This window comes from Nocardioides terrae (assembly GCF_900112345.1).
GTDB lineage: Bacteria > Actinomycetota > Actinomycetes > Propionibacteriales > Nocardioidaceae > Nocardioides > Nocardioides terrae.
In genome coordinates this window covers 75,743-94,053 of sequence record NZ_FOLB01000013.1, presented here as the reverse complement: position 1 = coordinate 94,053, position 18,311 = coordinate 75,743, and the positions used below count along the sequence as shown (strand labels likewise).

The window sequence follows — 18,311 nt, the reverse complement described above, 5'->3', positions numbered from 1 at the left end:
TCATGAGCGCTGTTGTGACCGAGCAGGAGACCGTCCGCGAGGGAGCATTCGGCAACGCCGTCGCACTCTCGTGTCGTGAGTGCGGCGGGAGGGTCGAGCTCGGGCCGTCGTACGCGTGTCCGGACTGCTTCGGGCCGCTCGAGGTGGCCTACGACTTCCCCGCGATCACCCGCGAGGACATCGCGGCCGGCCCCGCCAACATCTGGCGCTACAAGGCGCTGCTCCCCGTCCCGGCCGACATCGAGGAGAGCCCCAACACCGAGCCGGGCTTCACCCGGCTGCTCGAGGCCAAGAACCTCGCCGCCGAGCTCGGCCTCGCCCGGCTGTGGGTCAAGGACGACAGCACGAACCCGACGAACTCCTTCAAGGACCGTGTCGTCGCCTGTGCGCTGAGCGCGGCGCGCGAGCTCCACGCGAAGGTCTTCGCCTGCCCCTCGACGGGCAACCTCGCCAACGCGGTGGCCGCGGCCGGCGCCCGCGCGGGCATCCGCACCGTCGTCCTCATCCCGAGCAACCTCGAGCAGCCCAAGCAGGTGAACTCGGCGATCTTCACCGACAGCCTGGTCGCCGTCGAGGGCAACTACGACGACGTCAACAAGCTGGCCCAGGAGATCGCCGCCGAGGAGGAGGGCTGGGCGTTCGTCAACGTCAACGTCCGCCCGTTCTACGCCGAGGGCTCCAAGACGCTCGGCTACGAGATCGCCGAGCAGCTCGGCTGGCGGCTGCCCGACCAGATCGTCATCCCCGTCGCGTCCGGCTCGCAGCTGACCAAGGTCCACAAGGCGTTCCAGGAGCTCGTCAAGCTCGGCCTCGTCGAGGAGAAGCCCTACCGGATCTTCGGCGCCCAGGCCGAGGGCTGCGGCCCGGTCGCGACCGCCTACAAGGCCGGCGTCGACGCGATCCGGCCGGTGAAGCCGGACACCATCGCCAAGTCGCTCGCGATCGGCAACCCCGCCGACGGCATCTACGTCCTCGACATCACCCGGTCGACCGGCGGCGCCGTCGAGCAGGTCACCGACGACGAGATCCGTGCGGGCATCGTCCTGCTGGCCCGGACCGAGGGCGTCTTCACCGAGACGGCCGGTGGCACCACCACCGCCGTGCTCAAGAAGCTCGTCGAGACCGGCCAGCTGGACACCTCGCTCGAGACCGTCATCATCAACACCGGGCACGGCCTCAAGACCCTCGACGCGGTCTCGGGACAGGTCGGTCCGCGTGCGACCATCGCGGCGTCGTACGACGCCTTCGAGGCCGCCGGGCTCGCCTGAGTCGACGGGCTTCCCCGGAGCGGGTGCGGCGTCGCCGCGCACGCGCGCGCGACCTCTATTGTGTGCGGCATGTCGCAGTCCCGCCGTCCGACGCTCGAGGATGTCGCCGCCCGGGCCGGAGTGGGCCGCGGCACGGCGTCTCGGGTGATCAACGGCGCGACCCGTGTCTCCACCCGCGCCCGGGAGGCCGTCGAGGCGGCGATCGAGGAGCTCGGCTACGTCCCCAACCAGGCGGCGCGGTCACTGGTCACCCGGCGGACCGACGCGGTCGCGCTCGTCATCGCCGAGTCGGAGGAGCGGGTCTTCGGCGAGCCGTTCTTCGCCGGCGTCGTGCGGGGCATCGGCGGGGCGCTGGGGGAGGCCGAGAAGCAACTCGTCCTCCTCATCGCGCCGGCCGAGCGGGCCGGCCACATCGACGAGTACCTCACCCTGCAGCACGTCGACGGCGTGCTGCTCCTCTCGCTGCACGACGACGACAAGCTGCCGACCCGGATCCGCGCGCGCGGCATCCCGGTCGTCCTCGGCGGCGGTCCGATGCCCGGCGAGGGCGTCGGGTTCGTCGACAACGACAACGCCGAGGGCGCCCGACTCGCCGTCGCGCACCTGCTCGAGCGCGGCCGGAGGAAGGTGGCGACCATCGCCGGCCCGGCCGACATGACCGCCGGCCACCACCGGCTCGCCGGCTACCTCACCGCGCTCGAGGAGGCCGGCGTCGAGCCGCTGGCCATCGAGCACGGCGACTTCAGCCGGGCCAGCGGGGAGACCGCGATGCGGGCCCTGCTCGAGCGGCACCCGGACCTCGACGGCGTCTTCGCCGCCAACGACCCGATGGCGGCCGGGGCCCTGAGCGTGCTGCGCGAGGCGGGCCGGTCCGTGCCCGACGACGTGGCCGTCGTCGGGTTCGACGACTCGACGCTCGCCGTCTCGCTGGGCCTGACGAGCGTGCACCAGTCGGCCGACGCGATGGGACGGGCGATGGTCGACGTCCTGCTGGAGGCCCTGGCCGCGCCCGACGAGGAGCCGGCGACGCGCATGCTCCCCACCCACCTGGTCGTGCGGGCCAGCTCCTAGGGTTGCCGATCGTGCTCACCCTCACCTTCCGCGACGCGACCGTCGACGACGTGGCCGACGTCGTCGCCCTCGTCGAGTCGGCCTACCGCGGCGACTCCAGCCGGGCGGGCTGGACCACCGAGGCCGACATCCTCGAGGGCCAGCGCACCGACCCGGACGGCGTACGCGAGGTCGTCGAACGCCCCGGAGGCCGGATGCTGCTCGCCGATCAGGACGGGGTGCTCGTCGCCTGCTGCCAGCTCGAGCACCGCGGTGACGCGGGTTACTTCGGGATGTTCGCGGTCCGGCCGGGTCGGCAGGGCGGCGGGCTCGGCAAGGTGGTCATGGCCGAGGCCGAGCGGATCGCCCGCGAGGAGTGGGGCGCGACGACGATGGAGATGACGGTCATCTCCGTCCGCGAGGATCTGATCGCCTACTACGAGCGGCGCGGCTACCGGCGCACCGGCGAGATGTCGCCGTTCCCCTACGGCGACGAGCGGTTCGGACTGCCGCAGCGCGACGACCTGGCCTTCGAGAAGCTGGTCAAGGACCTGCGTTGAGCTCCGTCAGGCGTCGCTCGAGGTGGGCCCGCTCGGCGGCGTTGCCGCACAGCGCGATCGCCGCGGCGAAGGACTCGCGCGCCTCGTCGACGCGTCCGGCCCGGGCCAGCAGCTCGGCACGGGTGGCCGGCAGCCGGTGCCCCGCCGAGGCCACCGACGCCAGCGCGGCGAGCCCGGCCTCCGGACCGAGCGCCTCGGCGACCGCCACCGCACGGTTGAGCCGGACGACCGGGGTGTCGAGCACGGACAGCAGCTCGTCGTACCGCTCGACGATGCGGTGCCATGCGGTGTCGGCCGCCGAGGGCGCGATGGCGTGCTCGGCCGCGATGAGCGCCTGCAGGAGGTGGGGTGCGGGGGGTGCCAGGGTGAGCGGTTCGAGCAGGCCCAGCGCCTCCGCGATCTCGTCGCGGCGCCAGCGGGTGCGGTCCTGGTCGGGGAGGAGCACCAGCCCGCCGGCCGCGACCCGCGCGTCGCGGCGGGAGTGCTGCAGCAGCATGAGCGCGAGCAACGCGTCGACCTCGATGACGGGCTGCGGCAGGAGCGAGCGCAGCACCCGCACCAGCCGGATCGCCTCGCCAGCGAGCCCCGTCCGTACGACGTCCGGGCCGCTGCCGGGGGCGTAGCCGGCCGTGAACGCCAGGTAGGCGACGTCGGCGACGGCGGAGACCCGCGCGGCGAGCGCTGACGGGTCGGCCGGGACCTCGAAGCGAGCTCCGGTGAGCCGCTTGCGCGCCCGGGTCAGCCGGGCGGCCATGGTCGACGTCGTCTGGAGGAAGAGTCGCGCGATGTCCTCGGTGGAGACGCCGAGCACCAGCCGGAGGGTGAGCGCGGCGGAGGCCTCGGCCGAGAGCGACGGGTGCGCGCAGAGCAGCACCAGCCGCAGCCGCTCGTCGGTCACGAGCTCGCCGGATCCGGCCATCACGCGGGTCGCCTCCTCGGTCAGGGACGCCTCGACCTCGAGCAGCGGCATCCGCCGGGCCAGGACGGACTCGGAGCGGAGCCGGTCGACGATCCGGCGACGGGCCGCGGTCAGCAACCAGGCGGCTCCGTTGGCCGGCGCACCGTCGCGCGGCCAGGTGCGGGCCGCCGCCTCGAAGGCGTCGGCGAGGCCGTCCTCGGCGAGGTCGAGGCGGCGGTACTGCGCGACGAGCAGGGCCAGCAGCCGGCCCCACTCGTCGCGCAGCAGGTCCTCGAGCGCGGTCAGCGGATCGGCACCCCGCGGGTAGGCCGCACCTCGACCGTGAGCATGTCGGGGAGGAGGCGGGCCAGCTCCGTCGCCGTCTCGATGCTGTCCACGTCGATGACGTAGTAGCCGGCGAGCTGCTCGACGGTCTCGGCGAACGGGCCCTCGGTGACGGCGCGCTCGGGCCCGGTCACGGTCCGGGCCGTGACGGGCGGGTGCAGCGCGTCTCCGGCGACGATCTGGCCGCGCTCCGCGACCGCCTTGGCGAACGAGGGGAACGCCGCCATCACGTCCTCGGTCTGCTCCGGGGTCATCGCCGCCCAGCGGTCGAAGTAGTCCGGGGCGCTGAGCAGCAGCAGGAACTCCATGTCACTCTCCCCCGTGGTCGACGGCGGCACGGACCTCGATGGGCACGTCGCTGTTCGCGAGCAGGCCGCAGACCTCGAGCAGGTCGTCGAGGTCGTCGCTCTCGACGACGTAGAACCCGGTCAGCTGCTCGACGGTCTCGGCGAACGGCCCGTCGGAGACGAGCACCTTGCCGGCCGCGTCACGGCGGACCTGCTTGGCGGACCGGGTGTGCGTCAGCTCCTCGCCGCCGGTGATCTTGTGCCCGCGCTCGGCGAGCATCGCGGCGAAGCGGCCGTGGGTCTCGTACGTCTCCGCACGCTGCGCAGGCGTGGCGCGCTCCCAGGTGCTCTCGTCACCGGGGAGCAGGACGACATAGGTGGTCATCGCGGTTTCCTCTCGTGCTTGGTGAGTCTGTCACCGAGATGACGGGCGAGGGGAGGAGGAATCGACAGCCGGCTCCGCAGATCCTCGGTCGTCCATCGCGCGCCAGGCCGGCGACAGCGCCGGGGCGAGGGTGGCGACGAGGTAGCAGGTCCCGAAGACCAGCAGGCCGGCGACCAGGCCGACGCCGCCGACGGTGAGCCCAGCGAGCAGCCCGCCCAGCGGCATGAGGGACCACGAGGCCGCCAGCGAGATGGCGCTCGCCCGGCCCATCATGTCCTCCGGAATCCGCTCGAACTGGACGGCGCCCAGCACGGGGTTGATGAACCCTGCGCCGAACCCGGCGACGACGTGGACCGCCGCCACCGCCCAGAGCGGGAGCCCGAACGCCAGGGCGGCCCAGCGTGGCGCGCCGGCGACGAGGTAGCCGATCACGTAGGTCCGGAAGCGGGGCAGCCGGTCGCCTCGCCAGACCGCGATCAGTGAGCCGACCAGGGCGGCGCCGCCCATGCAGGCGCCGAGCAGCCCGATCGCGCCCGGTCCGTTGCCCGAGTCGTGCGCCCACACGGGCAGCATCACCGCGGTGTAGCCCTGGTCCAGCAGGTTGGTCACCGCCACCATCACGAGGATGCCGAGCAGGATCGGGTCGGCGCGCAGCACGTCCCAGCCGCCGCGGACCTCCCGGAGGTACGCCGACGGGCCACCGGTCCGCGAGGAGGGCGACTCGGTGCTCGTCCCTCTGTCGACGACCCGTCCGGTCGACGCCGCGAGGACGAGAGCGCACAGCACGAACGACGCGGAGTTCAGCAGCAGGGCGTCGGCGGGGCCGAGGGCCGCGACCACGCCGCCGGCCACCGCGGCACCCACCAGCGCCCCGAGCCGGTCGATGGTGCCGACGAGGCCGGTGACCCGCTCGGTGGGCAGCCCGACATGACGCACCAGGGACGGCACCATCGCGTGGTGGGCGACGTCCGAGGGGCCGCGCAGCAGCCCCGTCAGTGCGACCAGGCCGACGAGCAGCCCGAAGCCGAGCCGGCCCGTGGCGTACATCAGCGGGACGAGGCCGACGGCGACGCCGGAGGCGACATCGAAGGTGACCGCGACGCGGCGCGGGCCGGCTCGGTCGATCCAGGGTCCGCCGAGGACCTGCGCGACGACCAGCGGCGCCATCTCCGCGAACGCGACGACACCGGTCCGTGACGCCGACCCCGTGGTGGTCAGCACCAGCCACGGAACGGCGATCTGGGAGACGCGGGTGCCGGTGAGGGAGACGGCGTCAGCGGTGAGGAACCCGACCAGCGCCCCGGTGCCCGGCCTCATGGCGTCGGTGGCTCCGGCAGTACGGGCTCGACGTGCCCGGGAACGGGGAACGCCTGGATCTGGAAGGCGAACGGTGCCGAGTCGTCGCCGGGCTCGTCGTCGTACGACGCCAGCAGGTCCTTGATCCTCGCCACGATCTCCCCCGCCCGGCCGGCGGGAACGGTGTAGACCCAGTCGCTGGCGGTGCTGGCGTTGCGCCAGGCAGCGGGAAGCAGCGGCCGCTCGTCCATCGCGGCCCGGATGTTCTCGGTGTAGACCGCCGCGGCCACCTGCCAGTAGGCGTCGGTGACGTCCTTCTCCTCCTGGGTGCGGGCGTCCTCGGCGCGGGTGTGCGTCTCCTGGTGCGCCGCCTGCCACCAGCGCTCCCGCGCGTTGCCGCGGTCGACCTCGACCACGAAGCCGTGCTCGGCGAGCTGGCGCAGGTGGTAGGAGGTGGCGCCGCTGTTGAGCCCGAAGCGCGTCGCCAGCGTCGTCGCGGTCGCGGGGCCCTCGATGCGGAGGTGGCTGAGGATGCGCAGCCGGGTCGGGTGGGACAGCGCGCGCAGGCCCGCGAGTCCGGGGACCACCACTGACGGGTTGTTGTCGGTCATAGGTCGAGGCTACGACCGCAAAGAAACGTTTGCAAACGCTTCTTTGCGATGAGTTGGCCGGGCGGGGCGATGGGGTCCGGCACCGCTAGGTTCTGACTCGTGCCACGGATCCTGCTCGCGACCTTCCAGCTCATGCCCGACGGCGAGCCCGGTGGCTCGACCCTCCTGGCGGCGCTCGCCGACCGGGGCGTCGATGCCGCGTGGGCGCGCTGGGACGACCCGGCCGTCGACTGGTCGGCGGCCGACCTGGTCGCCGTGCGGTCGACCTGGGATTACTACCGGCGAGCGTCCGAGTTCCTCGCCTGGACGCGCACCGTGGGCGACAGGCTGCTCAACGGCCCCGACGTGATCGCCTGGAACGCCGACAAGGCCTACCTGCGGGACCTCTCGGTCGCGGGCGTCCCGACGGTCCCGACGGAGCTGCTCGACGACGCGTCCCTCGTAGCCGGTCTCGGCCGCGCGCTCGAGCACTGGGGCACCGTCGTGGTCAAGCCGCGCACCGGCGCGGGCGGTGTCGGGGTCTGCGTCGTCGCCTCGCCGGCCGACGAGCGGCTCGAAGGCCTGGTCGCCGCACCCTGGATCGTCCAGCCCCTGGTCGAGTCGGTCCGGACGACCGGGGAAACGAGCGTCTTCGTCTTCGGCGGATCGGCCGTCTCGCAGGTGCTGAAGGTGCCTGGCGGAGGCGACGACGGCGACATCCGGGTCAACGAGCTCTACGGCGGCAGCTCGCGGGCCGTCGTACTCACTCCGGAGCACACCGCGCTCGCCGAGTCGGCCGTCGCGGCCGCGGCCGCGCGGCACGGGCGCCGGATCGACTACGCGCGCGTCGACGTGCTCGAGCACGACGGCGGGCTGGTCGTCTCCGAGCTCGAGCTGATCGAGCCGGGCCTCTACCTCGACGTCGACCCGGGCAACGCCGAGCGCTTCGCGGACCTCGTCGTCGATCGGCTGTCGTAGCCCTCGTCTCCTTGCACTCGCCAGGGTCGAGTGCTAAACATGGCATTGGCACTCTCGCCATGAGAGTGCCACCTCCGGACCGGTGACGTTGGGTCGCTCCGAGGGTGGCGTGAAGGGATCGCCACCGCAGGAGCGATCGTGCCGTCGCGGGCAACCCATCGGGCCGGGACAACGAACTTCCCAAGTGAAGGATCGCCAGGCAATGCCGAAGCTGATTGCTTTCAACGAGGAGGCCCGTCGGGGTCTCGAGCGGGGTATGAACACCCTCGCCGACGCCGTCAAGGTCACTCTCGGCCCGAAGGGCCGCAACGTCGTGCTGGAGAAGAAGTGGGGCGCCCCCACGATCACCAACGACGGTGTCTCCATCGCCAAGGAGATCGAGCTCGAGGACCCCTACGAGAAGATCGGCGCGGAGCTCGTCAAGGAGGTCGCCAAGAAGACCGACGACGTCGCCGGTGATGGCACCACCACCGCCACCGTGCTCGCCCAGGCGCTCGTCCGCGAGGGTCTGCGCAACGTCGCCGCGGGTGCCAACCCGATGGGTCTCAAGCGCGGCATCGAGGCCGCCGTCTCCGCCGTGTCGGAGCAGCTGCTCGCCCTCGCCAAGGACATCGAGACCAAGGAGGAGATCGCCTCCACCGCCTCGATCTCCGCCGCTGACACCACCGTCGGCGACATCATCGCCGAGGCGATGGACAAGGTCGGCAAGGAGGGCGTGATCACGGTCGAGGAGTCGAACACGTTCGGCCTCGACCTCGAGCTCACCGAGGGCATGCGGTTCGACAAGGGCTACATCTCGGCCTACTTCGTCACCGACCCCGAGCGCATGGAGACGGTCTTCGAGGACGCCTACGTCCTCATCGCCAACCAGAAGATCTCCAACGTCAAGGACCTGCTGCCGCTGCTGGAGAAGGTCATCCAGTCCGGCAAGCCGCTGGTCATCATCGCCGAGGACGTCGACGGCGAGGCCCTGTCCACGCTGGTCGTCAACAAGATCCGCGGCACCTTCAAGTCGGTCGCCGTCAAGGCCCCCGGCTTCGGTGACCGTCGCAAGGCCATGCTGCAGGACATCGCGATCCTGACCGGCGGCCAGGTCATCTCCGAGGAGGTCGGCCTCAAGCTGGAGAACACCGGCCTCGAGCTGCTCGGCCAGGCCCGCAAGGTCGTCATCACCAAGGACGAGACCACCATCGTCGACGGTGCCGGCGAGGCCTCCCAGATCGAGGGCCGGGTCAACCAGATCCGGGCCGAGATCGAGAAGTCGGACTCCGACTACGACCGCGAGAAGCTCCAGGAGCGCCTCGCAAAGCTGGCCGGCGGCGTGGCCGTCATCAAGGTCGGCGCGGCCACCGAGGTCGAGCTCAAGGAGCGCAAGCACCGCATCGAGGACGCCGTCCGCAACGCGAAGGCGGCCGTCGAGGAGGGCATCGTCCCCGGCGGTGGCGTGGCGCTCGTCCAGGCCGGCGCGAAGGCGTTCGACAAGCTCGAGCTCGAGGGTGACGAGGCCACCGGCGCCAACATCGTCAAGGTCGCCATCTCGGCCCCGCTCAAGCAGATCGCGATCAACGCCGGCCTCGAGGGCGGCGTCGTGGCGGAGAAGGTCGCCGGCCTCGAGCCGGGCTGGGGCCTCAACGCCGCCACGGGCGAGTACGTCGACCTGCTGGCCGAGGGCATCATCGACCCGGCCAAGGTCACCCGCTCGGCGCTGCAGAACGCCGCGTCGATCGCCGCGCTGTTCCTCACCACCGAGGCCGTCGTGGCCGACAAGCCGGAGAAGGCCGCCCCCGCGGGCGACCCGACCGGTGGCATGGGCGGCATGGACTTCTGAGCCGCCTTTGTCCGGCGTCTCGAGACCGAGTCGCTCGCAAGCCGCATCAACCCGAAGCGCACCAGAACAGGGCCCCCGCCGAACGGCGGGGGCCCTGCTCGCGTTCTCGGTCAGCTCTCCTGCGCGACCTTGACCATCAGGCCGGAGACGCCGGCGTCGAGCGACCCGCTCGTCGTGATGTGCAGGACGGCGCCCTCGGGCAGTGTCGACGGGGCGATGCGCACGGTGAACGCATCGTGCGTCATCGACGTGGTGATGTCGGCGCGCTGCGGAGGGGTACCGCCGTCCGGCCCGCCGGGGCCACCGGGCTTCTCCGCCTCCACCTGGCTCGAGCTGCCGGACTCGGTCGACTGCGCGGGTCCGGGCGAGCCGTCCTGCGGGGTGACGGCACCGTCCGGCGGAGGCGGCGGCGTCTTCCCGGAGTAGTCGACGTCGGCGTCGATGCCCTCGGCACGCAGGGCCCGCTCGAGCCCCGCAGCGTCATCGAGCCGGTGGATGGTGACGACCACGTCGCCGTTGCCGGCCTCGTCCACGGCGTACGCCGCCGACGGACCGCCGAGGGTGAGCGCCACCGTGACCGCGGCTGCTGCGCCGACCGGCAACGCGCCCCACGCCCAGCGGCGCCGGCCATGCGCCGGGGCGGGAGCGCGGGACGCGACATGGGCACGGAGCTCGGTGAGCAGGGACTGCTCGAAGGTGTCGAGTGTCATGAGGGGACCTCCTGGATCGGGAGCAGATGTGACTGGACCCGGGCGCGGCTGCGGTGCAGCCGGACCCGCGCGGTGCCCGGCTTCACCCCCACCACGGCGGCGGCCTCGGTCACCGACAGCCCGTCGACGGCGACCAGCTCCATCAGGGCGCGGTCGCGGCGGGGCAGGGACGCCAGGGCGTCGTAGAGCCGGCGGGTCTCGCGCTCGGCGTCGATGCGCTCCTCCAGCCGGGTGAGCGAGTCGGCGTCGAGGTGGCGGCGGCCAGAGAGGCGCCGGGTCGTCTCCCGGTCACGCGCCTGGCGCCGGAACTCCGCCGCGACGACGTTGCGGGCGATCCCGGTGAGCCAGCCGGCGGGGGAGCCCCGCTCGGGCCGGAAGCCGCGGGCGCTGTCGATCGCCGCCAGGAAGACCTCGGCGATCAGGTCCGCCGCCAGGTGCGGGTCGGCGACCCGGCGCGCGACGAAGCCGCGCACCATGCCGAGGTGCGCCCGGTAGAACTCCTCGAACGCGTCCGGGTCCTCCGCGATCCGGCCGACCTCCGGGAGGGATGGTGTGGTCATGCCTCCTCTTGGGAACGAGCATGGTGGACGTTACAGACACCGCGGGTCGAGAGGAGGCTGGAGACGTGGAGACCAGCAGGTCCGAGCGCTTCGACGCGCTCGCCCGCGAGTGCCTGGAGCCGCTGCGGCGCTACCTCGCGCGGCGCACCGACCCCGAGACCGCCGCCGACGTCCTGGGCGACACGCTGCTCGTGGCCTGGCGGCGCTTCGACGACGTACCGGCCGACGCGCTGCCATGGCTCTACGGTGTGGCGCGCAACTGCCTGGCCAACGCCGAGCGGGGCGTACGCCGGCGGGCGCGGCTGGCCGCCCGCCTCACGGTCGAGCCGGCGGCCGCCGAGGCGCCCGAGATGCTCGAGCTGCACGAGGCGCTCGAAGGGCTCGGCGACACCGAGCGCGAGCTGGTCAGGCTCTGGGCGTGGGAGCAGCTGACGCCCGCCGAGATCGCGACCGTCACCGGGCTCACTCCCAACGCCGTCAGCATCCGGCTCACCCGCGCACGCCAGCGGCTCCGGGAACAGCTCGCCCGAAAGACCGGCGACCCTGCCGGACATGAACTGGCGTGACCTGCTTCCTCGATCGATGGATGATGCGATGAGCCCCTCTGACGACGACCTCCGCGCCCGGCTCCGGGCGGCCGACCCGGCGGCGGGGCTGTCGCCGGCCGACCCCGTCGAGGTCGACCGGCTGCTGCAGCGCGTCGTCGACGCCGACCTGCGCGAGACCGGGACCCGGCGGCGCAGCCCGCTGACCTGGCTCGTCGCGGCCGCAGCCGTGGTCGTCCTCGCAGCCGGCGCCGCGCTGTGGCTGACGCAGACCGGCGACGGCGACAACGACGGCGGACTGCTGGCGGACCCGGCGCAGAGCAGCTCGCCCGCCGAGACCGGGACGAGCGAGCTCACCGTCGGCGCCGCGGGCGCCGGCCGCTGCATCATGCCCACCCCCGAGCTGCTCGCCGGTCAGCCGATCGCGTTCTCCGGGACGGTCGAGGGCGTGACCGACGGCGTCGTGACGATCCGGACCAAGACGGTCTTCAAGGGCGAGGTCGCCGACGAGGTCGCCGTGAAGGGCGCCGTCGCCCCGGACACGGGTGGCGCGCCCGAGGGCGACCCCGAGTTCGTCCCGGGTCAGGACTACCTCGTGGCCGCGGCCGACGGCAAGGTCCTCGGCTGCGGGATGAGCGGGCCGGTGTCGGGCCAGCTCCAGCAGCTCTACCAGCAGGCCTTCCCGCAGTGACCGCCCACGGCCTGCTCCTCGCCGCCGGCGCGGGCAGCCGGATGGGGACGCCGAAGGCCCTGGTCTCCGATGACGACGGCCCGTGGCTGCCCCGCGGCGTACGCACCCTGCTCGACGGCGGCTGCGACAGCGTCACCGTGGTGCTCGGCGCTGCCGTCGACCCCGCCCTCGCGCTCCTCCGCACACCTGACCTTCCTTCCGCCGACACGCCGGTCGGCGGTCCGCAAGGTCAGGTGCGCAGGGTCGACGTGGTGGTCGCCGAGGACTGGGCCGCGGGGATGAGCGCCTCGCTGCGCGCCGGACTCGGCTCGCTCGACGCGGTCCCAGGCATCGACCTGGCCGTCGTCCACCTCGTCGACCTGCCTGACGTCGGCCCGCAGGTCGTCCGCCGGCTGCTGGCCGCGGCCGGAACCGGCGGCCGGCGCGCGCTCGCCCGGGCGGCGTACGACGGCGTGCCCGGCCATCCCGTGCTGCTCGGGCGCGACCACTGGGCGCGGATCGTCGGGACCGCGACGGGCGACCAGGGGGCGCGGGACTACCTCCGGTCGCACGACACGGTCGGCGTCGAGTCCGGTGACCTGGCGACCGGCCGCGACGTCGACACCCGCGCGTGACGGCTCGCGCGTGATCGTGAGCCGGACCGGGCACCGGTCGCCATGACCGAGAGCGAGCCGACGCAGAACGAGCAGCAGGCCGAAGACGAGGCCGACGACCAGGACGCGGGCCCCGCGTCGCAGCCCTCCGGCGCCGCCGCCGGGGACACCGGCGCCGAGAGCGAGGACCCGGACGCCGGACCGGCCTCCGTTCCGGACTGACGCTCCCTCGCCGGGACCAACACCCGCGTGGGTAGCCTGGGTCACATGGAGACCCTCTCCGCACAGGAGCTGACCGCCCGACTCGGCACGACCGGCTACCTGTGCGACGAGGCGCTGGCCACGGTCACTTACCTGGCCCTCCGCATGGAGCGCCCGCTCCTGCTCGAGGGCGAGCCGGGGACCGGCAAGACGGCGCTGGCCGAGGCGATCGCCGAGGCGCTCGAGCTGCCGCTGATCCGGCTGCAGTGCTACGAGGGGATCGACGCGACCCAGGCGCTCTACGACTGGGACTTCCCTCGGCAGATCCTGCACCTGCGCGCGCTCGAGGCGGCCGGGGCCGGGCCGCAGGACCGGCAGAGCGTCGAGGAGGCGGAGAAGAGCCTCTACGACCAGCGCTTCCTGCTCGCCCGACCCGTCCTCGCGGCGCTTCAGCAGAGCCCGGCGGTCCTCCTCGTCGACGAGGTCGACCGGGCCGACGACGAGTTCGAGGCGTTCCTGCTGGAGGTCCTCTCGACCTACCAGGTCTCGATCCCGGAGCTCGGCACCGTGGCGGCGGCCACGCCGCCGGTCGTCGTCCTCACCTCCAACCGGACCCGCGAGCTGCACGACGCCCTGAAGCGTCGCTGCCTCTACCACTGGATCGACCACCCCGGCCTGGCCCGCGAGGTCGAGATCGTCCGCAGCCGCGCGCCCGAGGTGGCCGAGGCACTGGCGCGGCAGGTGGTCACGATCGTGCAGGCCGTGCGTACCGACGCCGGCCTGCTCAAGCCGCCCGGCGTCGCCGAGACGCTCGACTGGGCGCGCGCGCTCTCCTACCTCGGCAGCGACCAGGTCGACCTCGCGACCGCCAGCGCCACGCTCGGCGCGCTGGTGAAGTACCGCGAGGACGCCGACCGGGTGCGGGCCGCGCTCGACCGGCTGCTGTCATGAGCGACCTGCGGACCGACGGCGACCGGATCCTGCTCGGCTTCACCCACGCCCTGCGCGGAGCGGGGGTCAACGTCACCTCGGACCGCTCCCAGACCTACCTGCAGGCCGTCTCGCTCGTCGGGCTCGACGACCGCCGGTCGACCTTCACCGCCGGCCGCGCCACGCTGTGCGCGGGCCCGGACGACCTGGCCCGCTACGACCAGGTCTTCGAGGCCTACTTCGGCTCCCGCGACGGCCTCCCGATGCCACGGCCGGCCCCGGTCAGCGTGCCGTCGTACGGCGACCTCCCGCTCTCCGACGCGGCCGGTGCGGCGGAGGAGACCGACGACGTGACCCGAGCGATGGCCAGCGACGTCGAGGTGCTCCGACACCGCGACGTCGCCCGGCTCAGCGCCGGTGAGAAGCAGCGGCTCACGGCGCTGCTCGCCACCCTCGCGCCGCGCGCGCCACTGCGCCGCACCGCCCGCAACCGGGCCTGGCACCGCGGCCGGGTCGACGCCCAGCGGACGCTGCGGACCAGCCTGCGCCGGATGGGCGAGCCCGCCGAGATCGCCTGGCGCCGACGCGCCACCCGGCCGCGCCGCGTCGTGCTCCTCGTCGACGTCTCCGGGTCGATGAGCGGGTACGCCGACACGCTGCTGCGCCTGGCCCACCGCATCAGCCACGCGCTGCCCGGCACCGTCGAGACCTTCACCGTCGGCACCCGGCTGACCCACCTCACCCGGGCGCTACAGCTGCGCGACGGGGAGCGTGCCCTGGTCGCGGCCGGCGACACCGTCCCGGACTGGTCGGGCGGGACGCGCCTCGGCGAGACGCTCAAGGTTTTCCTCGAGCGCTGGGGCCGGCGCGGGATGGCGCGCGGCGCGGTGGTCGTCGTCTTCAGCGACGGGTGGGAACGAGGGGACGTGTCGCTGCTCGCCGAGCAGTCCCGGCAGCTCGGCAGGGTCGCGCACCGGCTCATCTGGGTGAACCCGCACCGCGGCAAGGACGGCTACGAGCCGCTGCAGGCCGGGGTGCAGGCGGTGCTGCCCTACGTGGACGACTTCGTCGCGGGTCATTCCCTCGCGACCTACGCGACCCTGATGGAGGTGATCGCCGATGCGTGACGTCCTCGACGAGCTGATGCGGTGGTGGGAGTCCGGTGAGAGCGTCGGCGTCGGCACCGTGGTGGCCACCTTCCGGAGCGCGCCGCGACCGCCGGGCGCCTCGATGGTCGTCGGCCCCGACGACACCGCCGTCGGCTCGGTGTCCGGCGGCTGCGTGGAGGGCGCCGTCTACGACCTCGCGCAAGAGGTCGTCGGCTCCGGGGAGCCCGTGCTGCAGCGCTACGGCGTCTCCGACGACGACGCCTTCGCGGTCGGGCTGACCTGCGGCGGCATCCTCGACGTCTACGTCGAGAAGGTCGACCGCGACACCTTCCCCGAGCTGGGCGAGATCGCGGCCGACGTACGCGCCCGACGGCCGATCGCCCTCGCCACCGTCATCGAGCACCCCGATCCCGCAGTGCTCGGCCGGCGCCTCGTCATCCGGCCCGACCAGCCGGCCGACGCGTCACTCGGCTCGGCACGCATGGACGACGCCGTCCACGACGACGCGCTCGGGCTGCTGGCCCAGGGCCACAACGCCACCCTGACCTACGGGCCGGACGGCGAGCGGCGCGGTGAGGGGATGCGGGTCTTCGTGTGGGCGTTCGCGCCCAAGCCGCGGATGCTCGTCTTCGGCGCGATCGACTTCGCGGCGGCCGTCGCCCGGGTCGGCGCGTTCCTCGGCTACCACGTGACGGTCTGCGACGCCCGGCCCGTCTTCGCCACGCACAGCCGCTTCCCGGAGGCCGACGAGGTGATCGTCGACTGGCCGCACCGTTACCTCGCGGCGGAGGTGGAGGCCGGCCGGATCGACGCCCGGACCGTCGTCACCGTGCTCACCCACGACCCGAAGTTCGACGTCCCCCTGCTCGAGGTGGCGCTGCGGCTCCGGGAGGTCGCCTACATCGGAGCGATGGGGTCGCGCCGCACGCACGAGGACCGCGAGCAGCGGCTCAAGGAGGCCGGACTCGGCCCCGAGGAGATCGCCCGCCTGTCCAGCCCGATCGGCCTCGACCTCGGTGCGCGTACGCCGGAGGAGACCGCGATCTCGATCGCGGCCGAGATCATCGCCGGCCGGTGGGGTGGGTCGGGCAACCGCCTGGCCGAGACGGGCGGTCGGATCCACGGCGAGCACGCCCTGCCGTGAACCGCGGCATCGTCGGCGACGTGCTCTTGCCATGAGGCTGCTGCGGGCCACGGTCGCAGGGTTGCTCGCCCTGCCCCTGCTGGCCTGCACGAGTGGCTCGGACGAGCCGTCCGCCGGTCGAGCCCCGAGCGCCAGCCCGTCCACCGGCGAGGGGAACCGGACCGAATCGCCCGACGCGTCCGCGCCCAACGGCTCGACCGACTCGACCGGCCAGTCCGACGAGGCGCTTCCGGCCGTCACGAGTCCGGTCTCGCTCCCGGCCCTGATGCGGAAGCGGTTCACCGGCGGCCGCGTCACGACCCTCCGGGAGACGGGCAGCACCGACGCCTACCGCCGGTGGGAGATCAGCTATCCCAGCGGCGACGCGACGATCACCGGCGTGTTGCTCCGACCGCGAGGGAAGGGACCGTTCCCCGGCCTCGTGTTCGCACACGGTCACATCGACCCCTCGATCTACGTCACCGGGCAGGGGCTGCGTCGTGAGCAGGACAGGATGGCACGCGACGGCTACGTCGTGCTCCACACCGACTACCGCGGTCACGCCGGCTCGTCGGGCAGCGGCGAGGACGAGACCCGGCTGGGCTACACCCGCGACACGATCAACGCCGCCCTCGCCATGAAGCGGCTGCCCTACGTCGACCCCGACCGCACCGCCCTGCTCGGCCGGTCGATGGGCGGCGGTGTGATCCTCGACGTCCTCGTCGCCCAGCCCGGGCTTGTCGATGCCGCCGTGCTGTTCTCCAGCGTGAGCTCGGAGTTCCTCGACAACCTGAACCGCTGGACGGTCCCGGAGCGGCCTGACGTCGCGCAGCGGATGTTCGACCGGTACGGCTCGCCCGACGAGGCGCCGGAGTTCTACGCCGGCCTCTCGCCGCGCACGTACTTCGACCGCGTCACCGAGCCGGTCCTGCTGCACCACGGCACCAGCGACGACTCCTGCCCGCTGCCGTGGGCCCGCGCCACCCAGCGGGCGCTCACCGCGGCCGGGGCCGACAGCAGGCTGCGGGTCTACGACGGCGAGGAGCACGAGTTCGGCCCGCAGTGGGACCTCGCCATGCGGCGTACCGTCCGCTTCCTCGCCCGCAACCTCGGGCCGGCCTGACCGCCGGTTCGTGTGGCCCGATGCGCACCAGGTGCGCACGGCCCACACGATGTGCCGGTCGTCAGAGGCCGACGTGCTGGTGCTCGACCTCGATCAGCCCGATGACGCGCTCCTGGTCGCGTCCGTAGGGCCCGCCGGTGTACTTCTGCGAGATCTCGTCGACGATCGCCCAGCCCTCGTCGCCGTCGATCCACCGAACCACCCGGCCGCGGATGAGAGCAGGCGGGAACGGTGCGTCGGCCGGCGTGAGCGAGATCGCCACCCGGGGATCGCGCCGCAGGTTGCGCGCCTTGCGCGAGGCGGGGCCGGTCAGGAAGGCGACCTGGTCGCCGCGGGTGGCGATCCACAGCGGGACCGAGTGCGGCGACCCGTCCGGGAGGAGCGTGGCCAGATGGGCGACGGGCGTGCCGTCGAGCAGTGCGCGTACGTCGGGCTGCAGCATCGTTCCGCTCCTCACTTCTCGACCCGGTAGTGCAGGTGGGTGACCCCCGCACCGGACACGACCACCATCGGGGCGGTCGGGTGCGGGCTGCCGCCGCCGAAGCCCTCGCAGTCGTCGTAGGTCGTGCGCCCGGTGATGTAGCCGTCGGCCGAGGTGGCCAGTGCGCTGAAGAACGTGCTCATGATGACTCCTGAGTTCCTTGAAGAGACCCGGTGCTCCCGGACGTTAGCACCGATAGTTCCCTGAGGGAACCCCGAGTGCTAGGGTTCGTGCCATGCAGCGGACGCAGTTCGGGGAGATCGCGTGCTCGATCGCGCGCACGTTGGACGTGGTCGGCGAGCCGTGGACGCCGCTGATCCTGCGGGACGTCTGGGTAGGGATCAGCCGCTTCGACCAGATCCAGGCCGACCTCGGCATCTCCCGCAAGGTGCTCACCGAGCGGCTCCACCACCTCGTCGAGCAGGGCGTCCTTGAGCGCCGGCCCTATGACAGCAGGCCGCGCCACGAGTACCACCTCACCCCGAAGGGCGCCGAGCTCGTCGACGTGCTCATGGTGATGGTGCGCTGGGGCGACGCCTGGCTCGCCGGCGAGGCCGGTCCGCCGGTGCTCTACCGCCACCACGCCTGCGGCGAGGTCGCGCGGGTCGACCTGCGGTGCGAGAGCTGCGGTGAGCCGATGCACGCCGACGACGTCGACGTGCTTCCGGGCCCCGGCGCCGCCGCCTGACTTGCCGACTCGGCTCGAGGGCCGGGACGAGGCGGTCTGGTGACGGCGCTCACGCCACGGGGTAGTTTCGAC

General features: G+C 73.0%; 23 protein-coding genes. 14 read left to right on the top strand and 9 right to left on the bottom strand.

Annotated features, from left to right (window positions below; translation table 11 throughout):
• Positions 1-2: 2 nt before the first annotated feature.
• The 3 genes from thrC (at position 3) to BM236_RS16245 (ending at position 2,878) form a co-directional block, all read left to right on the top strand.
• Positions 3-1,268 carry a threonine synthase gene (gene thrC / locus BM236_RS16255; RefSeq protein WP_091125943.1) on the top strand — a complete coding sequence of 422 codons (1,266 nt, stop codon included), beginning with the start codon at positions 3-5 and terminating at the stop codon, positions 1,266-1,268.
• A 69-nt stretch (positions 1,269-1,337) separates the two neighbouring features.
• Complete coding sequence (locus BM236_RS16250; RefSeq protein WP_091125940.1) at positions 1,338-2,339, top strand: LacI family DNA-binding transcriptional regulator; 1,002 nt, start codon at positions 1,338-1,340, stop codon at positions 2,337-2,339.
• Between the two features lie 11 nt (positions 2,340-2,350).
• Positions 2,351-2,878, top strand: coding sequence for a GNAT family N-acetyltransferase (locus tag BM236_RS16245; protein ID WP_217645378.1), 528 nt, complete (start codon positions 2,351-2,353; stop codon positions 2,876-2,878).
• Here the strand turns inward: BM236_RS16245 and BM236_RS16240 are convergent.
• The 5 genes from BM236_RS16240 to BM236_RS16220 all read right to left on the bottom strand — a co-directional run bounded on the left by BM236_RS16240 (position 2,862) and on the right by BM236_RS16220 (position 6,700).
• Entirely contained in the window at positions 2,862-3,914 is a 1,053-nt protein-coding gene (locus BM236_RS16240; RefSeq protein WP_245750379.1) for an RNA polymerase sigma factor, read from the bottom strand. The genes BM236_RS16245 and BM236_RS16240 overlap by 17 nt on opposite strands.
• 164 nt (positions 3,915-4,078) lie before the next feature.
• Complete coding sequence (locus BM236_RS16235) at positions 4,079-4,429, bottom strand: YciI family protein (RefSeq protein ID WP_091125934.1); 351 nt, start codon at positions 4,427-4,429, stop codon at positions 4,079-4,081.
• A gap of 1 nt (position 4,430) precedes the next feature.
• Positions 4,431-4,793, bottom strand: coding sequence for a YciI family protein (locus BM236_RS16230; protein WP_091125931.1), 363 nt, complete (start codon positions 4,791-4,793; stop codon positions 4,431-4,433).
• A 30-nt stretch (positions 4,794-4,823) separates the two neighbouring features.
• Positions 4,824-6,110 (bottom strand): MFS transporter, encoded by a 1,287-nt coding sequence (locus tag BM236_RS16225; RefSeq protein WP_091125930.1) that lies wholly within the window; start codon positions 6,108-6,110, stop codon positions 4,824-4,826.
• Complete coding sequence (locus BM236_RS16220) at positions 6,107-6,700, bottom strand: ArsR/SmtB family transcription factor (RefSeq protein WP_091125927.1); 594 nt, start codon at positions 6,698-6,700, stop codon at positions 6,107-6,109. Before BM236_RS16220 ends, BM236_RS16225 begins: the two co-directional genes overlap by 4 nt.
• 99 nt (positions 6,701-6,799) lie before the next feature.
• On the opposite strand from BM236_RS16220, the gene BM236_RS16215 reads away from it, so the two are divergent.
• Both BM236_RS16215 and groL read left to right on the top strand, forming a co-directional pair.
• Entirely contained in the window at positions 6,800-7,657 is an 858-nt protein-coding gene (locus BM236_RS16215; RefSeq protein ID WP_091125924.1) for an ATP-grasp domain-containing protein, read from the top strand.
• A 202-nt stretch (positions 7,658-7,859) separates the two neighbouring features.
• The gene (gene groL, locus BM236_RS16210; RefSeq protein WP_091125922.1) at positions 7,860-9,485 is read left to right on the top strand and encodes a chaperonin GroEL; all 1,626 of its coding nucleotides are present in this window, start codon (positions 7,860-7,862) and stop codon (positions 9,483-9,485) included.
• Positions 9,486-9,595: 110 nt separating this feature from the next.
• Here groL and BM236_RS16205 read toward each other — a convergent pair whose 3' ends face one another.
• Positions 9,596-10,195 carry a hypothetical protein gene (locus tag BM236_RS16205; RefSeq protein WP_091125919.1) on the bottom strand — a complete coding sequence of 200 codons (600 nt, stop codon included), beginning with the start codon at positions 10,193-10,195 and terminating at the stop codon, positions 9,596-9,598.
• Positions 10,192-10,755, bottom strand: a complete 564-nt coding sequence (locus BM236_RS16200) for an RNA polymerase sigma factor (RefSeq protein WP_091125916.1) — start codon at positions 10,753-10,755, stop codon at positions 10,192-10,194. Before BM236_RS16200 ends, BM236_RS16205 begins: the two co-directional genes overlap by 4 nt.
• Positions 10,756-10,820: 65 nt before the next feature.
• Between BM236_RS16200 and BM236_RS16195 the strand changes: the two genes are divergently transcribed.
• Genes BM236_RS16195 through BM236_RS16165 form a run of 8 tightly spaced genes read left to right on the top strand, consistent with a single transcriptional unit; the run spans position 10,821 to position 17,070 of the window.
• Positions 10,821-11,321: an RNA polymerase sigma factor gene (locus BM236_RS16195; protein ID WP_245750378.1), complete on the top strand. Its 501-nt coding sequence runs from the start codon at positions 10,821-10,823 to the stop codon at positions 11,319-11,321.
• Between the two features lie 28 nt (positions 11,322-11,349).
• On the top strand, positions 11,350-11,991 hold the full coding sequence (locus BM236_RS16190) for a hypothetical protein (protein WP_091125912.1): 642 nt from the start codon (positions 11,350-11,352) through the stop codon (positions 11,989-11,991).
• Positions 11,988-12,605: a nucleotidyltransferase family protein gene (locus BM236_RS16185; RefSeq protein ID WP_091125910.1), complete on the top strand. Its 618-nt coding sequence runs from the start codon at positions 11,988-11,990 to the stop codon at positions 12,603-12,605. The genes BM236_RS16190 and BM236_RS16185 overlap by 4 nt, the downstream gene beginning before the upstream one ends.
• A gap of 42 nt (positions 12,606-12,647) precedes the next feature.
• On the top strand, positions 12,648-12,806 hold the full coding sequence (locus tag BM236_RS19075) for a hypothetical protein (RefSeq protein WP_175507712.1): 159 nt from the start codon (positions 12,648-12,650) through the stop codon (positions 12,804-12,806).
• A 45-nt stretch (positions 12,807-12,851) separates the two neighbouring features.
• Positions 12,852-13,736: an AAA family ATPase gene (locus BM236_RS16180; RefSeq protein ID WP_091125908.1), complete on the top strand. Its 885-nt coding sequence runs from the start codon at positions 12,852-12,854 to the stop codon at positions 13,734-13,736.
• On the top strand, positions 13,733-14,842 hold the full coding sequence (locus BM236_RS16175; RefSeq protein ID WP_091125906.1) for a vWA domain-containing protein: 1,110 nt from the start codon (positions 13,733-13,735) through the stop codon (positions 14,840-14,842). The genes BM236_RS16180 and BM236_RS16175 overlap by 4 nt, the downstream gene beginning before the upstream one ends.
• Positions 14,835-15,968, top strand: a complete 1,134-nt coding sequence (locus tag BM236_RS16170) for an XdhC family protein (RefSeq protein WP_091125904.1) — start codon at positions 14,835-14,837, stop codon at positions 15,966-15,968. The genes BM236_RS16175 and BM236_RS16170 overlap by 8 nt, the downstream gene beginning before the upstream one ends.
• A 31-nt stretch (positions 15,969-15,999) precedes the next feature.
• Positions 16,000-17,070: an alpha/beta hydrolase family protein gene (locus BM236_RS16165; RefSeq protein ID WP_091125901.1), complete on the top strand. Its 1,071-nt coding sequence runs from the start codon at positions 16,000-16,002 to the stop codon at positions 17,068-17,070.
• A gap of 61 nt (positions 17,071-17,131) precedes the next feature.
• On the opposite strand, the gene BM236_RS16160 is transcribed toward BM236_RS16165, so the two are convergent.
• The gene (locus BM236_RS16160) at positions 17,132-17,512 is read right to left on the bottom strand and encodes a PPOX class F420-dependent oxidoreductase (protein WP_091125900.1); all 381 of its coding nucleotides are present in this window, start codon (positions 17,510-17,512) and stop codon (positions 17,132-17,134) included.
• An 11-nt stretch (positions 17,513-17,523) separates the two neighbouring features.
• Complete coding sequence (locus tag BM236_RS19070; protein ID WP_175507711.1) at positions 17,524-17,694, bottom strand: dihydrofolate reductase family protein; 171 nt, start codon at positions 17,692-17,694, stop codon at positions 17,524-17,526.
• Positions 17,695-17,786: 92 nt separating this feature from the next.
• On the opposite strand from BM236_RS19070, the gene BM236_RS16155 reads away from it, so the two are divergent.
• Positions 17,787-18,239, top strand: a complete 453-nt coding sequence (locus BM236_RS16155) for a winged helix-turn-helix transcriptional regulator (protein ID WP_091125897.1) — start codon at positions 17,787-17,789, stop codon at positions 18,237-18,239.
• Positions 18,240-18,311 lie beyond the last annotated feature (72 nt).